This is a genomic window from Ruegeria sp. CDSC042, assembly GCF_059610745.1.
Genome location: NZ_JBXWOF010000005.1, coordinates 159,908 through 180,042, shown reverse-complemented (window position 1 = coordinate 180,042; position 20,135 = coordinate 159,908). Strand labels below are relative to the sequence as shown.

Here is a 20,135-nt window from a genome sequence, read left to right as displayed (position 1 = left end):
AAGTAGTCAGGGTATGTGTTATGAGTGAGAATAATCGTCGCGAGTTACTTCGTATAGCCAACGAGATGAAAGGCGTCAGCAATGACGAAACCGGGCAGTTTATCTCTCGGATCATTGGTGATCTTTCGAACCTGAAGCCCTCGATTGCTTTTGTTGGTCAGATCAAGGCCGGCAAATCCCGACTGATCAATGGTTTTACCGGACAGGCCGAATATCTGCCGTCGGATGTGAACCCTTGGACAACCGTAATCACTGATATGCATTTCGGCCACCCGTCGGGCCGGACGCAAGGTGCCGAGTTCCATTTCTTCGACAACCGTCAGTGGCAGTCCCTGATTGCCGAAGGTGAAGAGCTGCGCAACATGTTCCCCGATGACGAGGACAGTTATAAGCGCGAGATGATCGAAGAACAGGTCGACGCAATGAAGACCCGCGCCAAGCTTCGGCTGGGCGATAGCTATGAACAGCTGCTGGGCCAACATCATGATCTGGAAGACCTGAATTCGGATGATTTGGCACGTTATGTTTGCGCAGGCGATGACCCGACCGAGGGTGGGACACATGATCCGGCATCGGACCGGGGCCTTTACAGCGACATCACCCGAAAGGCCGAGGTCTATTTTGACATCGGACATTTCCCATTTCCGCTTACGGTCACCGATACGCCCGGTGTAAATGACCCTCTGCTGATCCGCGAAGAGATCTCTCGTCAATACCTCAAAGAGTCCGACTTTTTTGTGGTTGTCCTGTCGGCGCATCAGGCGCTTTCTCGGGCGGACTTGAAACTGTTCCGCCTAATGCAAGCGCTCGAGCTGGGCCAGATCGTGGTTTTTATCAACCGCGTGGACGAATTGGGAAATGGTGCCGAAGATGCGTTCAAGGTGCGGGCCGATGTTCTGGACGGGCTTGAGAAGGCGCTTGGGAACTCGAACATTGACGTGTTGACCGGCAGTGCCCAATGGGCGCATTACGCCCTGACCGGTGACGAAGCCGGTATCAACCACGACGATGTCCTGGCCTGGCTGCGCGCGCACCCCGATCAGATGAAGCAATATCTGGACGGTGTCGAAGAGATCAAACAAGGCCCCGGCCCGATCAGCCGCGAAGGTGTTTTGCGCTTTGCCGCTATGATCGCCTCCGGGTTGCCCGATCTGCGCCGGCATGTGACCCGAGCGCTGACAGAAGGCCCGCGCGATGAACAACTGCGTATGGCCTGGCAGCATCTCAACAGCTTTGCCCAAGGTGAATTGGACCGGTCCAAAGCGCATCTGCGCGCGATCGAGAACGACACCACAACCTCGGCAGAAGACGCTGGTGAAAACAACAGGATATTGGCCGATCTGCGGAACTCGGTCAGCGACAAGACCACCAAGATCATTGACGAAATGGATGACGTCCTGGCCAACCTGAGGGGCGTAATGGATGACACCGTGGCCGAGGCCGTGTCGGGCGTTGTTCGCGGCCCGAACGGAGATTCTCCGCTGTTGTCGAAAACCGGAGAAACCGAGCTGAATTTCACTCCGCTGCGTGACCGCATGCGCGAACTTGTTCAGGGGGCCACCCAAGTTGTCCGCCAAAGAATGCTGAGCGAGCTCTACGCAATCGACATGCAAAGCAATGCCACGCTGCGGGCTCTGCCCGGCTGGCAGGACGCAACCGACAACCGGATGAATACCAGCGCAGTTCGCTGGTTCCGTCCGGACACGTCCGCTTTGACCCGTGGCATCACTGTCGAACTTCGGGTAAACTGGTTGTCCCGGCTGATTTCGCGTAAAAGTGTCGTGTCCCGTGCCGAACGCATGATCGTTCAGGAGTTTGAGATGATCGGAGATGATCTGGTGGATACCGCCCGCGGTGATTTGACCGAGCGGCTTAATACTGTGCTGGACCATTATCTGGCCCTGCTCGCCACACATCTTGAACATCGTGCCGGAACCGGCGAAACAAATGCCCGGGCCGAGGCGCAAGCCTCCTTCAACCACGCACAACATATTTCTGACGAGCTGGGCACCCTATTCAGCCAGCATCAAACAGATGAAAGACTAGCAGAGGCAGCGGAATGATCGAATTTCCCGGAACCGACAAGGAAGTGAGGCAGCTCGAGCGCTTTCTGACCGCGACCGAAAGCCTGCCGAGCGACGTGGCGCTCGAAGATATGCGCGCCCGTGCTTTGGCGCATGCCGAACGCTTGTCAAACGCGGTCAATATTGGATTCGCCGGAGAATTTGGGGCGGGAAAATCCAGCCTGGCCAACATGCTGGCCGGGGCAGATATTCTGCCTACCGGGCCGCAACATCTGAAACTGCCGCTCGTTATTGTGGCATATTCCGAAACCCCCGAAACAACTGTCGGGTGGTGGGACCGGGAACCTAAGGTCTATTCTGGAATTGCACTTGAAAAAGCCGCCAAAGACGAACCCGACTTTATCTCTGTTGGATTGAACACCCCTGCCCTGCAAGAGATATCGCTCTACGATCTGCCTGGGTCAGGCGCTTTGGATGATACCTATAAACCGACGCTCGATCTGCTCAAATTTGTGGATTGCGCGATCTGGTGCACCAACGGCACAAATGCATGGCGCGAAACGGAACGCCATCTTTGGGCTAAGGTTCCGGAAGAGTTGCGAGCAAACAGCATATTGGCTGTGACACATACAGATTTGCCTCCGGTACGCGACGCGCTTGACCGGGTGTTGGCCCGCTTGAACAAAGAAAAGCGCAATATGTTCCGCTCGGTTGTGCCGATCGGCACCCCAGTGGCTGTCCGTGCCATGGCGCAAGAGCCAGAACCGGATTTCGCCCTTTGGGAAACCTGCGGTGGACAGGGGCTGGCCGAGCAGGTGCTTGATATTGCTTCGAACCGGCGACAGGCAGACCTGAGTTCGGCGCGCGAAGATCTGGAACAGCACTTTCTACCCTATCTGAAATCGATTGACGTTCAGGTGCCGGACATAGCCGCCCTCGACGCGCCCTCTATGCAGGCTACGCTGGAAAACGTGCTACCCCCTATCGACAATCCGATCCTGGAAGACTGGCTTGCCGCAATTGCCAGTATCTATGAAGACCTGCGGGAAACCTCAAATATGGAGCCTGCGGCTTTCCTGCAAAGCTGTCAGGAAATCGTTGAGGATTTCGCCGAGCGCCTGGAAAACGATGGCGAGATTGACCCGACGGCGGATTGGATTCCGGGTGAGTTCGAAAAGGCCACGGACTTGTTGCTTTTGCTTCAGTTCGAAAGCGGCGTTGCGCCACTGAAGGATGCGATTAGCATCCTGGCACAGCTGAGTGACAACCTTGCTTGGGCCGGCAGCCGGGTTGAATCGGCACAACCAAAGACCGGAACCTGAAATTTCCGCTCAAGGCTGAGCGGCAATTCCGCGAATCGTAAAGGCGATTCCTACGAATCTATTGTTTCGAATTTGTAGACCAATCCTTAAGAATTTGTTTTTAGCTTTCGATTTTATCACAATATATTTCTATATGTAGTATAAACCGTCAAACAAACACTACATATAGATCAATCGCAAAAACGATCCTTAGTGAAGCCATCAGGCGGCCCCAATAAAGTCAAATTTGAATCGTCTAACCGACTTGAGTGTCCTGCGGTTGTTTTTGGTTGTGTGTTTGCGGGCTATTTGCCCAGGTTTTTTGCCGCAAAACGATTAGAACGGGCGGAATGAAATGAGCCATAACCAGGCTGTCGGTGCAACGCACGACGAACCTAAGATTGAAGGACTTGAACCTGGCGCAAAGCTGTTGCGCGGGCAGTATGAGATTCTTCGTTTCCTCAGCAATGGCGGGTTTGGGATTACCTACCTGGCCCGCGACAGCCTAGAACGCGATGTCGTGATCAAAGAGTGCTATCCGGGCGCTCTGTGCCGTCGGAATGGTGACGCGGTTGAACCCATCAATCCCGACCACAAAGAAGATCTGCGCGCGATCATCGACCTGTTCATTCAGGAAGCCCGCAATCACGCCCGACTGGTTCATCCCAATATCGTTGACGTACATCAGGTCTTTGAAGACAACGACACGGCGTATATCGCAATGGACCTGATCCGGGGTTGCGATCTTCTGGATTATTCCGAGAACCCCGAAAACGACGCGGGCCCGGATTTCATTGTCCAAGTCACCGAGAAAATGCTGTCGGCCGTTTCGTTCATCCACCAAAGCGGAATGCTGCATCGCGATATCTCACCGGACAATATTCTGATTGACCAAAACGGAGACCCGGTCCTCATCGACTTTGGTGCCGCGCGCGAACAGGCAGCCAATCAATCTGCTGCCCTGTTGACTTTGCGCGTTATCAAAGACGGCTATTCCCCGCACGAATTCTATGTACGCGGCGCAGATCAGGGACCCAGCAGCGACCTCTATGTTCTCGCGGCGACGCTTTATCACGCCATCAGTGGCGAACGTCCGATCGACGGGCAAACCCGACTGAATGCCTTCAACAATGGCCAGGATGATCCCTATACGCCCCTCGCAGGTCAGTACAGCGGCTATCCCGATGGGTTCCTTGAAGCGGTCGACAAAGCGATGGAAGTTCACGCAACAGATCGTCTGCAAACGGCCCTGGATTGGCTGCGGATGTTCCGTGGTCCCGGCGTCATGTTTGACTCCTTCGCCTATCGTCCGGTCTCGGTCATCGTGGCGATGGACCGTAAGGACGAAGTCGAAGAGCAAGCCCGGATCAAAGCCGAAAGTGAAAATGCCGAGGCGGTGGTGACTGCCTTGTTGGCTGGGAACCCTGACATTGCCCTGGGTAATGAGGATAAGTCAGAGGGCGATCTGGCCAAGTTTGCACAAAAAGAAGAGGCCGCGGTTGCGGTCGACACGATCGTCAAGAACGGATCAGGCGGCAGCGGTAAAGTCATCGCAGGCGCTGCTGCGGTGGTGGTTGCCTTGGCTGCAGGCGGATTCGTTTTGTTCAGTGGCAGCGAAGAAACCCCCGAACCGACAGCAGCGCCGGTCCAGGTGACCGAGACAGAGGCACCAGCCTCGGAACAGCCGGAAGAAGTCGTGGAAACGGCGGCACCGGCCGCTGCGGAAGAGGCCGTGGAAACGGCAGGACCGGCCGCTGCGGAAGCTGAAGCACCAGAACAAGAAGTCGCAAGCACAGAACCTGTTGAGCAGACGGATACCCTCACGGCGCAAAACGCCGAAGCGCAACCTGTCGAGGCAGCCCCTGTTGCTGCCGACCCGGTAGAAATCAGCGCTGCTGCTGGCCAACCGGCAGAAACGCAGATTGCGTATTCTCATTGGGATGTGGAAATACCGTTCCAGACCTCGAAACGCCGCGCCTCGACTGGCAGCGTCGTTGTCGTGACCGGCATTGACCCCACGCTGGATACTTCCGTGATCGGAGAATGGGTGCAGCATGGGGCGTCAATTTATACTGTAAATGGAGTGCCGGTCCAGGCAGATGCAAGTTTTGCCGCCCAGATTTTGGATGACCTGAAGGTCGATCCGGATGGGTATATCCGCATCACTGCCCGTTATCGGGAACTCGGAAAAACCCGTGCGCAGAACGGATTGCTGGCCCTGCCCGCCATTCGCATGTTGGGTCTCGAGAATGGTTATGTGTTCACTATCAGGAACAGCAATGGAAACGGCTGGGCAACTGTTGTTGACACTGCACCAGACGCACCCGCAGCAGGCAGCCTGCGCAAAGGCGATGTACTGATCTCGGAAAATCATACCGGTCAGAACATTACCAACCCTGAAGGGCTGGACGCGCTTTTGCAGCTCCTTGTTTCTGAAAACCAGCCCGAAGCCCGCTTTACAGTTCTGCGTAACGGTACTGAAACGGGTGCGGTTATGCCCCTGGTACAGGAGTAATGATCCGGTCTGATTGTGATCTGCCTGTGTGTGTTTGCTGAGAGTGAAGCGAAAGCCATCACTCTGACGGGGACCGGCCCGTCGCAGAAGGTAAATGAGTTTTTTTGTTCCCAATCATCAGTGCCTGTGTACCGAACGTGCAGAGGTGAGTAGCAGCCCCATGGGACGTAGTTCCTGTGCCAAGAAACAAAGGTGTCGACACCATGTTTAAATATAAAAGCCCCCTTAGCCGGCTTCTCGAAGGTGCCGGCAAACCTCAAGAGACCGAAACCGAGGAGGTCGCGTCACCTGAGTCTGATAACGCTGAACCGATTGCGGATTTCAACGCACTTCGTAATGCACTGGCAGGCGGCAACATTGCTGCTGATAGCTACGATGAAAGCGAAGAACTATTACCCGAAGGCAGGATGCCGGTGTTCTCCGAAGCTGAACAAGCCACTGCCGATGAGATTATCGTCGAGGAAGTGGTCGCCGAAGTGCAAAGCGCCACCGAGGTTACAGTTGATGCCGACCCAAAGGACGACGAACCGGTTGTGACACTGCATGTGTCAACCGAAGAACTGACAGCCACGATTGAAGATCCCGCGCCTGAAATGGCGATGGAAGAACCGGTCGTAGACGTGGTCGTCGAGACAGTTGATCCGGAACCAGAAGCGCCTTCTGCCCCGGAGGTCGAGGCACAACCTCAGCCTGCTCCTGCGGCAAAAGAAGACAGACGCAGCCGTGTGAAAACCACCTTCCTGGGCTTCGAGCGCGCGGATACGCATGTTCAGGACCTGATGGAAACAGCCGAGCCGGTGGCTATGGCCAAGACCGAGACCGCGCAGGCGACATTCCCGGTAGGATGGCTTGTTGTAACTTCCGGCCCCGGCCGCGGTTCCAGCGTTACGCTGACAGAAGGCCTGATGCAGATTGGGCGTAATGATGACCAGGCGATCCAGCTGGACTTTGGCGACACTGGGATTTCCCGCAGCAACCATGCGGTAATTGCCTATGACCCGGAAGACCGCAAATGCTATCTGGGCCACGGCGGCAAGGCCAATCTGGTGCGCCTGAACGGCAAACCCGTTCTCAGCACGGTTCCACTCTCCACAGGCGATCTTATCCGGATCAGTGAAACCTCAATCCGTTTTGCAGCCTTCTGCGATGACGGCTTTGATTGGCGGGATGTTTAATTGATGCTGGCGACCCCGGCATATGATCTTGCGCTGATCCTGGATCAGGGTCAGCGCGACACGCAGGAAGACGCGGTCGCGTCGCGTATGTTCGACGCGGCGGATGCGGGCTATGTCATCGTCGCGGACGGAATGGGTGGGCATGCGGCAGGAGAAGTGGCATCTGAACTGGTAGTCAAAGCCTGGCGCGATGCACTGGATACCGAACTTGAAGCAGACGCTCCGGCTGAGACTGCGCTGATCGACGCCTTACCCTTGGCAGCCATGCAGGCAAATGCCGCGATTTCGACTTACTGCGAGGAGCAGGGTGAAGATTTCAACATGGGATCAACCATGTTGGGAGTTTTGCTGCTGGAAAAGCGCGTCTTCTGGATTTCGATTGGCGACAGCCCCCTTTATCTCTATCGCGACCGTACCCTCAGCCAAATCAACGAAGACCATTCGATGGCTCCGATGATTGATGCTCAGGTTGCTGCAGGTACCCTTACGCCAGACCAGGCGTCGTCTCACCCCGACCGAAACCAACTGACTTCGGTGATAATGGGCGCCGCAATTCCCAAGGTCGATTGCCCGGAAGAACCATTGGGTCTTAGCACCGCGGATGTGCTGATCGTGGGAAGTGATGGGCTGCAATATCTGAGCAACACAGAAATTCAGGCAATTCTTGAGGAAAACGAAGATGCGCTGGCTCAAGATATTGCGGATGCGCTGTTGCGGGCACTGAGAACCAGGAACGACCCGGATCAAGACAATACGTCGATTGGCGTCATCAAACTCAGAAGAAACGACTAGAGGCAAAGCAACCGGACCAATGAAACTCCATCTGATCATATCCAGCCTGGCACTAGCTGCCGCGACGGGCGCTGCTTCGGCACAAGAAGCATGCTCAACCTATGAAATCCAGCGAGGCGACAGCCTGCGGGAACTGACCATCGCAGTCTATTCGACCGAAGATTTTCGGATCATCTTCGAGGCAAACCGCGATGTAATCGGAAATAATCCCAATGTCATCCGCGTCGGCGACGTTTTGACCCTTCCGTGTTTGGAAGATATCGGGCGCGCAGCTGCCGTGCCGCAGACAGAGGCCGAAGCAATGGCCGCCGAAATGGCCGCCGAACTTGTCAAGGCTGCGGAAGATCGCGCTGCCAAAGCTATCGCCGAAGCCGAGTCCCGCGTGGCCGAAGCCAAAGCAGAGGCGGTCATCGCCGCCAAGGCTGCGGCCAAGGATGAGATCGAGGCCGCGCGTGCTGAAGGTGCTGCCCTAATCCGCAATGCAGGTACCGGTGAACGTCCTGAAATCCGGGACCGTCAGTTGATTTTGATCACTGGCGGCAACTATTCCCCGTTCACGGATGAAGCTCTGCCGCATCGTGGTCTATATACAAATCTTGTTGAAACCGCGATGTTGCGCGCAGCGCCGGAACAGTCCTACAAGATTCAGTTCGTCAATGACTGGTCTTCACATCTGGATCTGTTGATGCCGACGCTGGCATTTGACGCGACCTTCCCGTGGTCGCGTCCAGATTGTGACGACGCAGATGCACTGTCTGAAAATGACCGTTCACGTTGTGAAACTTACAATTTCTCGAACCCGTTCTATGAAGTTGTGGACACGTTCTTTGCTCGCGAAGGTTCGGGCTATGAAGAGACCCTGACATATGCGGACTTTGCCGGTGCAACCATCTGCCGACCCGAGGGCTGGTCCCTGTCGCATATGGACGCGGTGGGGCTGTACGAGCCCGCGATCACGATGCTGCGCCCGGTTTCGCCGGATGAATGTTTCCATGCATTGATGGATGGAACCGCCGACATTGCCGCAATTGAGGCCCATCTGGCCGTCGAGGCAATCGGTCGGCTGGGTTACGAGCATCGCATTGTAGAAAACCCCAACCTGGCAGCGATCAAGTCTCTTAACATCATGACTCATAAGGATAATCCTGATGGAGAAGCGATCCTTGAAACGCTTAATCAGGGTCTGGCGATCATGCAGCAATCAGGCGAGTGGCGCGACATCGTCTCAACCGCTCTGCGTTATCAAATGGAAAATGGCTAAGGCCCTTATTGGCCTAAACTCAAAAAAGTCTGGAGGAAGTGGACATGTATAAATTTAACCTGAAGAAAGTCGTGATTTCGGCCACCGCCGTCACCGCCCTGAGCGCCGGAGCTGCCGCAGCACAGGAGGCCTGTAGCAACTATACCGTCGCGGATGGTGACACGATGGCGACCATCGCCATCGCGGCTTATGGCACCTCGAACTATCAGCCGATCTTCAACGCCAACCGCAACATCATCACCAACCCAAACGCGCTGGCGCCTGGATTGGTTCTGTCCTTGCCCTGTGAAGACGGCAGTCTGCCGAATGGCCAGTCAGCACAGGAACTGATCGCAGCAGAAGAAAAGCGTGCGGCCAGTGTGAAACGTTCGAACGTCTACGCCCCGCCAATCAAGCTGGTAGCGGGTAACGGATGGGAGCCATTCACGACCGAAAGTCTGAGTGGTGGTGGGATCATGACCCGCCTGGCGACCACAAGTCTTCAGCGTGCCGGCAACAGCCGTGATTTCTCGGTCAGCTTTGTCGACGACTGGACTTCGCATTTGGAAACTCTCTTGCCGCTCGGCGCATTCGACATCTCGATCGCCTGGACAGTTCCAGATTGTACAAATCACACCTATGAGTGGTCTGCAGCGACTGAATCCCGGTGCAACGAGTTTGTTGCTTCGGTTCCGGTCTATGACATCGTCGGCGGTTTCTTCACTCTGCCGGAAAGCGAATACTCACAAGCGACGGCCTTCGAAGACCTCAAAGGTGCAACCCTGTGTCGTATGGACGGCTGGAGCATGGTTGTACTTGAAGAAGTTGGCTTGAATTCCGAGAACCTGACGTTGGTTCACCCCAGCTCGGCCCGCGAGTGTCTGGATGCCGTTTTGACCGGCTCAGCCGATGTGGCCGCGTTCGAGGTCGATCTTTTCGCCGCAACCATGAAGGACATGGGTCTGACCTCGGAAGATATCGTAGAAAACCCCTATGTTTCCACGCTGTCCTCGATGAGCTTCCTTGCGCACCGCACCAACCCGTTTGCACGCGAATACATCGCTATGGTCAACAAGGGCCTGAACGAAATGCGTGAATCCGGCGAATGGTACGCGATCATCTCGGACACGCTGCGTGAACAGAACGAAAAGCTGAACGCCGCGTCAAACTAATACCGATACATATGAACAGTCGCAGGGCCGGTCTTTGGACCGGCCCTGTCTTTTTTCAAGATCCGAAGATTTTTGCGACAGGAATGAGAGTCCGAATAGTGGCTGCCGCGGTTTGATGCCTAAAAGGGTCGACCTTCCCTTCGAAGCCGAAACAACTTGGCCCCGGTGGCACTATCTGCCGGCGTTTGATCCAAAAGACTCGACTCTATAAAAGTGGAAGCATAAAAAGAACAAATCAAGAACATATTGGTATCTGGCATGTTCGATGGAATGCAGCGTCGCGTCGTTTCATTGTGGTTTCCTCGGTTGGCAAGCGACCGGGTTCTGCGTCGACGCCTGGTGAATGGGCCCTTTGTCCTGACGCTCAAACAACAGAATGCCAATCGTATTTATTGCCTGAACGCTCAGGCTGCGGAACAGGGGCTGCATCAGGGCATGTCCTATGCGGATGCGCGCGCCTTTTGCCCCGCTTTGCAAAGCTGCACAGCCGATCCTCAGGCCGATATGCGTTTCCTGCACATCCTGCGTCGCTGGGCAACGCGCTATTGCCCCTGGGTGGGGATGGAAGGCGAGGATGGGCTGGTGCTTGACGTCACCGGGTCAGCCCATCTCTTTGGCGGCGAAGAGGCGATGTTGGCTGATATGCGCGGACGGTTTGCGCGCGCAGGGCTCTGGGTGCAGATCGGGTTGGGGGATACGCGCGGTGCGGCTTGGGCGCTTGCCCGTTATAACGAGGGGGTCGCAGCCTCTGGCAATATGCTGACGGCCCTAAAGTTGCTGCCGGTGGCGGCCTTGCGTCTGGATGAGAAGACCTCGGTCGCCTTACAGCGCATGGGCCTGCGCAAAATTGGTACATTGGCGGCAGCACCGCGCGCACCGCTGACACGGCGTTTTGGTCCCGGTCTGCTGCTCAGGCTGGATCAGGCTCTGGGCGCGCAACCCGAAGCAATCACGCCGCTGTCCGATCCCCCCCATTACGCGGCGCGCATGACCCTGCCGGACCCCATCGGATTACTGTCGGACGTGATGGCTGGTACCGAACGGCTGTTGGCCCAGCTCTGCGCCAAGCTGAAGGCGCAAGAGATGGGCGCCCGGAAACTTTGCATGACATTGCGTCGGGTGGACCAGGACTGCCAGCTGGTTGAACTGCGTCTGGCCCGACCTCTGCGCGATCCTCAGCGTATCCTGTCTTTGTTCGAACGCGGTTTGGGGGAAATAGATGCTGGCTTTGGCATTGATCAAATGCGGTTGGAGGCTACCGGGGTTGAAGCGCTGCCAGTACAACAAATCAGCCATGTGTCGGACCACAGCAAGAGCCGGCTGGATGACCTGATCACCCGGCTGGGCACCCGGGTCGGGCTTGAAAACATACAGCGTTTCCTACCTGCGGACAGCCATATTCCCGAACACAGTTTCATCATCGCGGCCGCCGCCTATTCCAACCCCTCCAGCGGCTGGAGCAGCCTGAACCCACGCCCGCTCTACCTGTTTCCACCCGAACCGATTGCGGCAACCGGCCCGCATCCGCCCGCGCGGTTCCGCTGGAGACGTATGTCCCTGACAACCGGCCATGCCACGGGCCCCGAACGCATCGCGCCCGAGTGGTGGCATCAGGATGAAAGCTGGCGGTCCGGTCTGCGGGATTACTGGCGGGTGGAAACCACGCAGGGGCGCAGGCTCTGGCTGTTTTACACGCCTCAGAATCCGGGCTGGTTTGTACAGGGAGAGTTCGCATGATCACAGCAAACCGCCCGACAGACGCCCTGCACCGCCATATGCCAAAGCCCCATGCACAGGGGCTGGGTTATGCCGAACTCTGTGTCACCACGAATTTCACCTTTCTGACCGGGGCCTCCCACCCCGAAGAGCTTGTCCTGCGCGCCGCCGAGCTGGGATTGTCGGCAATAGCTATCACGGATCACAATTCGTTGGCAGGGGTTGTGCGCGCATGGTCGGCACTGCGAGAGCTTAAACGACAGACCAAACAGCCCCTTCAAATCAGATCTGAATATCGGGTTGATTCCTCCTCCCGGCAAGAGGTTGGCCACAGGCAGGCGCTTGCGAAACCGGACTGCACTGTTCTGCCTAAACTGATTACCGGCTGCCGGCTGCTGCTGCGCGACAGTGCGGTAGATTGGGTGGCGTTGCCCTGTGATCTGGCAGCCTACAAACGCTTGGCCCGCCTGCTGACTCTGGGCAAACGGCGTACAGATAAGGGCGATTGCGAGCTCTATACGCAAGACATGCTGACGGCCTGCAAGGGCATGATCCTGATCGCCCTGCCCCAGACCACCCTGTCAGAGGCCGCATCAAATATTCAGACCGTACGACGGCGCTTTCCCAATCATGTTTTTCTGGGCGCTGTTCCGCGCTATGACGGCAGCGATCAGGCCTACCTGGCCGAATGCGCCCAACTGGCCCAGAAAAGCTGCGCCCCCATGGTGGCGGTCGGGGATGTTCTGATGCACCGCGCCCACCGCAAGCAACTGGCCGATATCCTGACCTGCATGCGTGAAAATATCACGATTGATCAGATCGGCACCCGCGCATTGCCCAATGCCGAACGCCGCCTCAAATCCGGCCATGATCTGGTCCGGCTGTTCCGCCATCACCCCAGCGCCTTGCGGCGCACGATGGAGATTGCCGACAGGTGCAGCTTTGATCTGGCGGAGCTTTCGTATGAATACCCCGATGAGATTGCAAGCGGGGAACATCCGCAAACGCGTCTGGAACGTCTGGCACACGAAGGGTTGCAGCGCCGGTACCCCGAAGGGCCGCCCGACACGGTGGTCGGGCTGATGCGCAAGGAACTGGCGGTGGTCGCGGATCTGCAGTTTCCCGCTTATTTCCTGACTGTACATGACATCGTACAATATGCCCGGTCGCAGGGCATTCTGTGTCAGGGGCGCGGGTCCGCGGCCAATTCGGTGCTCTGTTACCTCTTGGGCATCACGGATGTCAGCCCCAACCAGATCGCCATGGTCTTTGAACGGTTCGTGTCCAGATACCGGGGCGAGCCGCCGGATATTGATGTCGATTTCGAGCATGAGCGGCGTGAGGAGGTGATCCAGTGGATTTACGAGAAATATGGCCGCGAACGTGCTGGTCTTTGCGCAACTGTCATCCATTTCCGCACCCGTGCAGCCATTCGCGAGGTGGGCAAGGTCATGGGGCTGTCGCAGGATGTAACCGCTGGGCTGTCGAGCCAGATCTGGGGCATGAGCAATGGCGGCGTTGATCTGGACCGTATTCGCGAGCTGGGGCTGGACCTCAGCGACCGGCGTCTCATGCAAACCATTAATCTGATTGGCGAAATCATCGGCTTTCCCCGCCATCTGTCCCAGCATGTTGGTGGTTTTGTGATCACCAAAGGACGCCTGGACGAGCTTTGCCCGATTGAAAATGCCGCAATGGAAAACCGCACCGTCATCTGCTGGGACAAAGATGATATTGATGCTCTGAACATCCTGAAAGTCGATGTGCTGGGGCTTGGTATGCTCAGTTGTCTGCGCAAATCCTTTGGCCTGCTGCAACAGCATGAAGGCCAGACCCTGAGCATCGCCAAGGTGCCTCAGGACGACACCGCCACATATGACATGCTCTGCCGGGCGGATGCGATCGGCGTCTTTCAGGTCGAAAGTCGGGCGCAGATGAATTTCCTGCCCCGGATGCGCCCCCGCGAGCTTTATGACCTGATAATCGAAGTTGCCATTGTGCGCCCTGGCCCCATTCAAGGGGATATGGTGAAGCCCTATATCCGGCGACGCAATGGGCTGGAAAACCCCGAACCCTTTGGCCCGAAACTGGAACAGGTGACAGCGCGCACATTGGGCGTCCCCCTGTTTCAGGAACAGGCCATGCAGATTGCCGTGGTCGGGGCCGGATTCACGGCGGAAGAGGCCGACCATCTGCGCCGCTCATTGGCCACGTTCCGGCGAATGGGCACAATCGGCACATTCCGGGATAAATTCATCAATGGGATGCTGGGCAACGGCTATGACATCAAAGTAGCTGAGCAGTGTTTTTCCCAGATCGAAGGCTTTGCCGATTACGGGTTCCCGGAAAGCCATGCGGCGGCCTTTGCCATGCTTGCCTATGTCTCGGCCTGGCTGAAACGCCATCACCCGGCGATCTTTGCCTGCGCGCTTTTGAACTCTCAACCCATGGGGTTTTACGCGCCCGCTCAGATCGTGCGCGACGCCCGCGAGCATGGGGTCGAAATCCGCCCTATCTGCGTCAATCATTCCGAGTGGGACAATATACTGGAACGCCGCCCCGATGGCGCGCTGGCGCTGCGGCTGGGATTCCGCCAGATCAAGGGGTTCAGGGAAGAAGACGCCGGCTGGATTGAGGCCGCCCGCGGCAATGGATATCAGGATCCAGAGGCGCTGTGGCTGCGTGCGGGGCTGCGGCCTGATGTACTGACGCGCTTGGCCGAGGCAGACGCTTTTTCCGATATGGGGCTGACCCGGCGCGATGCACTCTGGCAGGTCAAAGCCATTCAAAGCCCCAAACCTCTGCCCTTGTTCAATGATCCGATTGACGGGGAAACGGTTCACGAACCCCTGGTCAACCTGCCCGCCATGCAGCTGGGCGAAGAGGTGGTCGAGGATTATGTTGCCACCCGCCTGACCCTGCGGGCCCACCCGATGGAACTGCTGCGCCCCTCTCTGCCAGGGCTGACCACACATGTCGCCTTGCTAGAGGTGCCCCTGGGGCGGCACAGCGTTTGTGGTCTGGTTATCACCCGTCAGCGGCCGGGCACGGCGTCGGGTATAATTTTCCTGACGCTAGAGGATGAAACCGGGGTCAGCAATGTGGTGGTCTGGCCCAAGGTTTATGAGCGTTTCCGCCGGGCCGTGATGGGCGGGCGCCTGCTGCGGATCACAGGGTATCTGCAGCGTGAAGGGATTATCGTGCACCTGATCGCCCAGGACGTTCAGGACATGTCACATAAGCTTTCCGAATTGGGGCACCCGCAACCAGAGGTCCTAAGCACCGAAGGGTCCCGCACTGATGATACACCGAAGAAATCCCGCTATCCTGCCAGGGCAATGCACCCACGGGATCAGGCAAAGCGGCTGTTTCCAAGCCGGGATTTTCATTGAACCGCACTGCTGCATATCTCTGGCAGGGTCCGCACTGTCGGATTGCCGCAACTCAAAACAATATTGAGGCAAACTCACCCCTACCCCGTTCACAGGGCAAGACACCCTGTGCTAGGTTAAGCACGTATAATTGTTTATGAATTGGTGAGTTTCCGATGGCGCGAAAATGTCTGGCAATCCTGATTACGTCGGCGGGTCGCCGTGTTGGCTTGTTGCAATGCTTCAGGGCGGCTGCGGAACGTCTGGATGTTGATCTGACCATCATCGCCTGCGACCTGAACCCAAATGAAAGCGCGGCCTGTGCACTGGCCGATCACGCCGCCGCCGTGCCGCGATGTGACAGCCCCGATTATGCAACCTCGATCCTCGAGATTGTGCGTCAACACGGGGTCAGCTTGGTGATCCCCACAATCGACCCGGAACTGATGCCCCTGGCACAGGCCGCACCCGCCTTTGCCAATCTGGGCGCGCGAGTCCATGTCTCGCCGGTGAACGTGATCGAGGTTGTCCGGGACAAGCGCCTGACAATCCAGAAACTGTCCGAAGCCGGGGTTCCAGTTCCGCGCACATTGGATCATCAGGAATTGCTAGAGCGGCCACAGGACATCAGTTGGCCCATCTTTGCAAAACCAAGCGGCGGCAGTGCAAGCCGGGGGCTGGACGTATTCGAAACCCTCGCTGATGTCCCCTCTGAATTCCCCGAACCGATGATCTTTCAGGACAAGCTGAACGGACCGGAATACACAATCAACATGTTTGTAGATACCTCGGGTCAGCTCTGCACGGTGATCCCGCATCTGCGCATTCAAATTCGCGCCGGTGAGGTTGAAAAGGGTGAAACCAGGCGACGCAATGATCTGCAAACCATCGCCGAAGACATTGCACAGGCCCTGCCCGATCTGCGCGGTGTCGCCTGTTTTCAGATCATCGATGACCCAGAACATGGCCCCGCAGTGCTTGAGATCAATGCGCGTTTCGGGGGTGGCTACCCTCTGGCCGATCATGCGGGCGCACAGTTCGCACAGTGGCTTTTGGAAGAGGTCGCCGAATTACCGTCAACCGCTCATAACAACTGGCGCGATGGTGTGAAAATGATGCGATATGACAGTGCGGTGTATCAAGGCTGATGCTGGTATTTGATCTGGACGACACCCTGTATCTGGAGCGCGATTTTGCCTTTAGCGGCTATAACTGGCTGAACGGTTGGGTCCACGAAAAAACCGGCGCTGAAGGATTCGGACAACAGTGTCAGGCCGCGTACAATGCGGGGGAAAGACGACGCATATTCAATGTGGCTTGCACGCAGACCGGCCTTGATGCGACCGATGCTTTCATACAGGACCTGATCACCAAATACCGATCACACCCGCCCCTTATTTCGCTGTGCGAAGACGCCGAGCGGTTTTTGACAAACGCAGATCAGCCAATGGGATTGATCACCGACGGGCCCGAAAAGATGCAGCGCAACAAGATCGCCGCGCTGGATCTGGACCGCTTTATTGCTCATATCCGCCCGACCGGCGCCTGGCCGGATGGCTACGGGAAACCGCATCCCCGCGCCTATGAAGAGATGGAATTGGCCGCGCAAAACCCGCGCAGAATGGTCTATGTAGCGGACAATCCGGCCAAGGACTTTATCACCCCGAATGCCCGAGGCTGGCGGACGGTTCAAATCCTCCGACCCGGGGCTGTGCATGATCCGATTCCACCCAGTTCTAAGCATGCCGCATATGCCACGGTCACCAGCTTAGGCCAGCTTACAGAAGTTCTGTCAGACCTTTAGCCGTGCCGGCTTTGGCAGCAACTCCGATTTGCACATTGGCAATCAAAGAATCCCAGTCCGACAGAACGTGCTGCGGTTCCAGCCATTCCCTGTTATGGCGTGCATTCTGACGCATTTTATGCAGTAAGGCATCATCCTTTGACAGGCTGAAAATCGCCTTGGCCAGACCGGCAACATCCTCGGCCGGAACAAGCAATCCGTTTTCCCTGTCGCGGATCAATTCCCGTGGCCCATAGGCGCAATCGAACGATATGACCGGCAGACCTGTGACCGTGGCCTCGGCAACTACATTCGGGAACCCTTCAAAGCGAGACGGGAATACAAGAATATCCGCGTCTTGCATCCAGTCTCCGGGTTTTGGGCTGGCGCCGGGCAATGATACGACATCCGATAAATTCGCAGCAGAGATCTGCTGTTCCAACGCGTCGCGCTCTGGGCCCTCGCCAAAGATCGTCAACCGGATGTCTGGGTTGTCGCGCAGCACTTCGGGCATTGCCCGCAGCAGCATATCGAACCCCTTTTGACGATCCAAACGCCCGACAGCCACAAGCCGGGTCTGTCCGGACCCGATGTGGATCCCCCCCAGCGGAGCACATGGATTGGGGATTACACTGGCCTTTGGGATCAGGTCCGCAGGCAAATCCAAACGCGCACGTTCGGTCTGCATGACAATTCCGGATGCCCCCCGCGCAAGCCTGTTCACCGCTTTCAGCCACATGGGATTTCCGCTTTGAACCAGCGGATTGTTCCGCTCAGAGATCACGACGGGCACCCCGGTTCCACGCGCGGCCAACATGGTCAGCACATTCACCTTGGTCAGAAACGAGATGATCAGATCGGGACGCACAGCCCGGATGACCTTGCGAATATGCAAGTAGCGCCGTGCCTGCGTCAGTCGCCGCGAGATCTTTAGCGGCTGAATCATGTGTAAATGCGCGCACTCAGGATAGGCGAAGTAGGAACCAGAATCCTCTGTCGCCATCCCGGCGACGTGAACCTCATCCCCGGCCGAGATTCGATGCGCGGCGATCATTGCGGCGATCTTTTCCGCACCGCCCGCTCCGAACCCAGCTTGCACCAATAACAGTTTCATTTTTCACTCAGCGGCGCTTTTTACACGATCAGCTTGCTGTACCAGATCCAGAGTTTCCGGACGGTTCAACTCTTGTTCGACAATGGGTCGATTCAAGTCTTTGGACTGCAGGAAAATCCGCCCAATATATTCGCCCATTATTCCCAGGAACATCGCATTCAAGGTCATCGACAGCAGCAACAGGATGGTGGTCGTGGCAAAACCGCCCGGCCAGTTCTGGCCAAAGAACAGCTTGCCGATCACATATCCGATCATCAGCAAAAAAGTCCCTGTGCCAACCGTCAGACTAATCATCGAGGCAAGGCGCAAGGGCAGAAGCGAGTGGTTGATCAACCCGTCGACAGCAAGCGACAGCATGGCCCGAAACGGAAATTTCGACTCGCCAGCGGTGCGCGCATTGCGATCATATTCAAAGCCGATCTGGCGGAAACCCATCCCACTGATTAACCCGCGAACATAAGGAGAGCGATCATCGACCCGGCGCAGCTCGTCCAGAATACGCCGGTCAGTCAGCCGAAACTCGCCCGCATTTCTCGGCAAATCATCATTGCTGATCATATCGATCAACGCATAAAAGCCGCGCCGCGCGGCAGCGACGATGGGTCCGTCCGGCAGGCTACGGCGAATGCCGTATACCACGTGATATCCCTGCCGCCAGGTATCCAGCATCTGCGGGATCAGTTCGGGCGGGTCCTGCATGTCGCAATCCAGTTGGATCGAACAGGCCCCGTTTGCGGATCGATAGGCCGTCAGAACTGATGACTGATATCCCATATTGCGGGCAAATCGGATAACCCGGACACGGGGATCAGCAGCAGCAATATCCGACAGGATTTCAAATGTACGATCCGTGGAATGGTTGTCAGTGAAAATGATCTCGGGCTCATAAGAGGGCAGATCGTCAAACACCTTGGTCACACGTTCATAGGCCGTGCGAACGTTATCTTCTTCGTTCAAAGCGGGGATCAGGATTGAAACCAAAGTCACGCGTTCATCTCCGCTTGTTGTGACTGTTTTGTCCATTGAACCGTCCTTTCAAGGCCTTCACGCAAAGCGATTTTTGCCGACCAGCCATAACGTTCCGCCATCTGTGAAGGATCCGAAACCAACAATACCGGGTCATCCTTCGGCGGCGCAGAGTAAACCAAATCCAGAGCTGCTCCGCTCAACACCTGCAACTCTCCTGCGACTGCTGCCATATCCGGAGCATCGCCGGTGACAACATTGATGACCGACCCCGCCTTGTCCGGCGCGTCAGCAATCAAAAGCAGCGCTTCGACTATGTCGTCAATATGTATCAGATCACGCCGATCATGTGGACGATGAAGGAAAACCGGGGCTTTCCGCAACAGGCGGCCAATGGCATGGGGTATGAAGAAATCTTCTGACTGTCCGGGACCATAGGTCAGCGCCAACCGAGCCGTAACAGCCTTGAACGGCAGCCGGGGCTGAGCCATTTCAATATATTGCGTTCCGGCCACCAGAGACGCGCCATAGGAATTTCGCGGGTTCTCTCGCGAAGTTTCGACATAGGGCAGCTTGATATCGCCATATTCCGCAATGGATCCGGTGCGCACAAACGCATTGGGTGGCTGATCACAGATGGCCAAAGCCGACAGGATCGCAACCAGCGTCGAGAGATTTTGCAAAATACTGGCATTCAGATCTGCCAGGTCATCAGTCTCGGCAAATTTTGTCTGCGCGGCGGTATGCAGAACTACCTCGGGTCGGAACGCATTCGCGACGCGTTTGATCGCGGCAACATCCGAATACCCATCGGTGAAAACGCGGATTCCCGAAACACCTTGCAAACGGTCCAGAGAGGAACCCGGCCGCGTAAGCACAGCGACCTCATCGCCCCGGGCCAAACAGGCCCGAGCCAGATGAGAGCCGATGAATCCGCTGGCTCCGGTGATTAGTACGCGCGTCATT

14 protein-coding genes are annotated in these 20,135 nt (G+C 56.7%); 11 read left to right on the top strand and 3 right to left on the bottom strand.

Translation table 11 applies throughout. The annotated features are described in order from the left end of the window. Nucleotides 1-20 precede the first annotated feature (20 nt). From AC2FHX_RS12595 to AC2FHX_RS12545, 11 genes are all read left to right on the top strand, one after another. Nucleotides 21-2,063 carry a dynamin family protein gene (locus AC2FHX_RS12595; RefSeq protein ID WP_496701886.1) on the top strand — a complete coding sequence of 681 codons (2,043 nt, stop codon included), beginning with the start codon at nucleotides 21-23 and terminating at the stop codon, nucleotides 2,061-2,063. Beyond that, nucleotides 2,060-3,346 carry a dynamin family protein gene (locus tag AC2FHX_RS12590; protein ID WP_271948831.1) on the top strand — a complete coding sequence of 429 codons (1,287 nt, stop codon included), beginning with the start codon at nucleotides 2,060-2,062 and terminating at the stop codon, nucleotides 3,344-3,346. The genes AC2FHX_RS12595 and AC2FHX_RS12590 overlap by 4 nt, the downstream gene beginning before the upstream one ends. A 334-nt stretch (nucleotides 3,347-3,680) precedes the next feature. Continuing rightward, nucleotides 3,681-5,840, top strand: a complete 2,160-nt coding sequence (locus AC2FHX_RS12585; protein ID WP_496697035.1) for a serine/threonine protein kinase — start codon at nucleotides 3,681-3,683, stop codon at nucleotides 5,838-5,840. Nucleotides 5,841-6,043: 203 nt separating this feature from the next. Next, complete coding sequence (locus AC2FHX_RS12580; protein WP_496697037.1) at nucleotides 6,044-7,015, top strand: FHA domain-containing protein; 972 nt, start codon at nucleotides 6,044-6,046, stop codon at nucleotides 7,013-7,015. A 3-nt stretch (nucleotides 7,016-7,018) separates the two neighbouring features. Then, the gene (locus tag AC2FHX_RS12575) at nucleotides 7,019-7,807 is read left to right on the top strand and encodes a PP2C family protein-serine/threonine phosphatase (protein WP_281995081.1); all 789 of its coding nucleotides are present in this window, start codon (nucleotides 7,019-7,021) and stop codon (nucleotides 7,805-7,807) included. Nucleotides 7,808-7,826: 19 nt separating this feature from the next. After that, the gene (locus tag AC2FHX_RS12570) at nucleotides 7,827-9,068 is read left to right on the top strand and encodes a transporter substrate-binding domain-containing protein (protein WP_142636243.1); all 1,242 of its coding nucleotides are present in this window, start codon (nucleotides 7,827-7,829) and stop codon (nucleotides 9,066-9,068) included. Between the two features lie 44 nt (nucleotides 9,069-9,112). Further along, nucleotides 9,113-10,219 carry a transporter substrate-binding domain-containing protein gene (locus AC2FHX_RS12565; RefSeq protein ID WP_271948822.1) on the top strand — a complete coding sequence of 369 codons (1,107 nt, stop codon included), beginning with the start codon at nucleotides 9,113-9,115 and terminating at the stop codon, nucleotides 10,217-10,219. Nucleotides 10,220-10,477: 258 nt separating this feature from the next. Next, nucleotides 10,478-11,956 (top strand): Y-family DNA polymerase, encoded by a 1,479-nt coding sequence (locus AC2FHX_RS12560; protein ID WP_496701887.1) that lies wholly within the window; start codon nucleotides 10,478-10,480, stop codon nucleotides 11,954-11,956. Beyond that, nucleotides 11,953-15,327, top strand: coding sequence for an error-prone DNA polymerase (locus AC2FHX_RS12555; RefSeq protein ID WP_496701889.1), 3,375 nt, complete (start codon nucleotides 11,953-11,955; stop codon nucleotides 15,325-15,327). Before AC2FHX_RS12560 ends, AC2FHX_RS12555 begins: the two co-directional genes overlap by 4 nt. A gap of 155 nt (nucleotides 15,328-15,482) precedes the next feature. Continuing rightward, a complete protein-coding gene (locus AC2FHX_RS12550; RefSeq protein WP_496701891.1) occupies nucleotides 15,483-16,454 on the top strand; it encodes an ATP-grasp domain-containing protein in 972 nt (323 codons plus the stop codon). Then, nucleotides 16,454-17,110 carry an HAD family hydrolase gene (locus AC2FHX_RS12545; RefSeq protein WP_496701893.1) on the top strand — a complete coding sequence of 219 codons (657 nt, stop codon included), beginning with the start codon at nucleotides 16,454-16,456 and terminating at the stop codon, nucleotides 17,108-17,110. Before AC2FHX_RS12550 ends, AC2FHX_RS12545 begins: the two co-directional genes overlap by 1 nt. Here AC2FHX_RS12545 and AC2FHX_RS12540 read toward each other — a convergent pair. Genes AC2FHX_RS12540 through AC2FHX_RS12530 form a run of 3 tightly spaced genes read right to left on the bottom strand, consistent with a single transcriptional unit; the run spans nucleotide 17,085 to nucleotide 20,134 of the window. Next, on the bottom strand, nucleotides 17,085-18,203 hold the full coding sequence (locus AC2FHX_RS12540; protein WP_496701895.1) for a glycosyltransferase family 4 protein: 1,119 nt from the start codon (nucleotides 18,201-18,203) through the stop codon (nucleotides 17,085-17,087). The genes AC2FHX_RS12545 and AC2FHX_RS12540 overlap by 26 nt on opposite strands. Before the next feature lie 3 nt (nucleotides 18,204-18,206). Next, nucleotides 18,207-19,226 carry a glycosyltransferase family 2 protein gene (locus AC2FHX_RS12535; RefSeq protein WP_185956666.1) on the bottom strand — a complete coding sequence of 340 codons (1,020 nt, stop codon included), beginning with the start codon at nucleotides 19,224-19,226 and terminating at the stop codon, nucleotides 18,207-18,209. Continuing rightward, nucleotides 19,187-20,134, bottom strand: coding sequence for an NAD-dependent epimerase/dehydratase family protein (locus AC2FHX_RS12530; protein ID WP_496701897.1), 948 nt, complete (start codon nucleotides 20,132-20,134; stop codon nucleotides 19,187-19,189). The genes AC2FHX_RS12535 and AC2FHX_RS12530 overlap by 40 nt, the downstream gene beginning before the upstream one ends. Nucleotide 20,135: the final 1 nt, after the last annotated feature.